Annotated in this window: 2 protein-coding genes; both read right to left on the bottom strand. The window is 51.4% G+C overall.

The window, feature by feature from the left end; genetic code table 11:
- On the bottom strand, positions 1-236 hold a 236-nt coding region (locus VGA08_04265), incomplete at its 3' end, for a GTPase (GenBank protein ID HEX9679802.1).
- A partial coding sequence (locus VGA08_04260) for an LCP family protein (protein ID HEX9679801.1) occupies positions 233-1,666 on the bottom strand: 1,434 nt, incomplete at its 5' end. The genes VGA08_04265 and VGA08_04260, both read right to left, overlap by 4 nt.

Below are 1,666 nucleotides of genomic sequence, written 5' to 3'. Positions count from 1 at the left end.
CTTTCTTTAATTAAACTAACATCGACTCCGCCCGTGTCAACAAGTTCAAATGTTTTACCGCGCCAGGTTACCCGGCCAATATTGCGGTCGCGGGTTGTGCCGCCAATTGGCGAAACTAATGTCTGGCTGGCGCTGGTCAGGCGGTTAAAAAGTCGTGACTTGCCGACGTTAATTCGGCCGACAATCACCACGCTTGGAAGTTGCTGCGTTTTTGTAACGGTCGGTTGAGTCGTCATGGTCGTTGGTCTTGGCCGAGAATAATAACAATATCGGCATTCGGGCTCACCAGCGTGCTGCTGGTCGCCGTCAGCCATTCGGGCAGGGTCGGAGCCTGATCGGCGTTTAAAAGCTCGACTATTTCCCGGGTTTTATTTTCAACATCATTTTTTTTCAGATCATACACCACGGTTCTGGCATAGTCTTGGGTCGGGGCATTACCGGTTTTAATCACGTTAAATCCCAGGCTTTGCAGGTATAGGGAAACGTCATAGGCCAGGCCGTTAACCCGGGTTCCGTTTTGGATTTCAACTTTTTGCGGCCGCAGCTTGGCCGGCTGGTCGGGGTTAAATACATTGTGAACCACGGCCTGGAGCTCGGAAAAATCACCGGCTTTGGGAGTCAGGACAAATGCCCCGTCAGCGGTTAGGCTGGCTTGAAGCAGGCCGTCCGGGGAATCATCAAATACGATTCGCGTAATGTTTTCTTCGTCCACATTTTTAGCGAGTTTTAGCAGGCGCGAAATTTCCCACAGCTCCAGGTTGGAGGTGAAGTGTTGACTGAATGTTTCCATCAGGTTTGAAATCCGGATTGGATTGGCCAGTGTTCCAAAGCTTACCACCTTATCTTTGATTGCCAAGAGTAAGTTTTGCTGCCGCTTGCTGCGGGCAAAGTCAGAGCCTTCCGCGCCGATGGCCGAACGCGAGCGCACATATTTAAGCGCCAGTTCTCCATCCATTTTCTGCCGCCCGGCCGGAATATGCAAGTGTTGGTAGCGTTCGGTTGTGGTCGCGGTCTCTTTGCCCGGCACCGGATAGCTGCGGTCATCAAGCGTGTTTTCAACATCAATAACGACGCCGTTTAAATCATCAACTATTTGAACAAAGCCGTTGAAGTCAATTCGGGCGTAGTAGGGAATCGGCAGATCCAAAATTTGGCTGACGACCTGAGTTGCCAGCTCGCCGCCGGCACCGGGATTCTGAACTTCGCCAAACGCGTTGGCGTTATTAATTTTGCGCAAACCATATCCGGGAATTGGGGCTAACAGATCGCGCGGAATTGAAGTCAGCGCGACGCTGCCGTCTTCGGGTTGAAAACTGACCAGCTGCATCGTGTCGGCTAAGTACGGCCCGTCGTGTCCGCTGCCACCCATGCCAATCAGTAAAATGTTAATTCTGTTCTCGCTCTCGCCCTGAAGCGTTCTGTCGCCGGCTCCAACCAGCCGTTTAAGCTGATCGACTAACCCGATGTTGCCAAAAGACTTGGAAAGTTTTTCACCCGAACTAATCACGCCAAAGCTGAAGACCACGCCAACAATACCAAAAATGATCAGCAGGTAGATGATGCCAGTGCTGATCAGTCGGAGGCGTCGTCGAGGTTGAAGTTGAGTTGGTTCGGCTGGTCGAATCGGCTCAAAATTAGGCTCTTGCATAGTTTTAAAGCACCTGTA

Source organism: Candidatus Saccharimonadales bacterium, assembly GCA_036397795.1.
Classification (GTDB): domain Bacteria; phylum Patescibacteriota; class Saccharimonadia; order Saccharimonadales; family DASWIF01; genus DASWIF01.
This window is presented reverse-complemented; position numbering and strand designations above follow the sequence as displayed.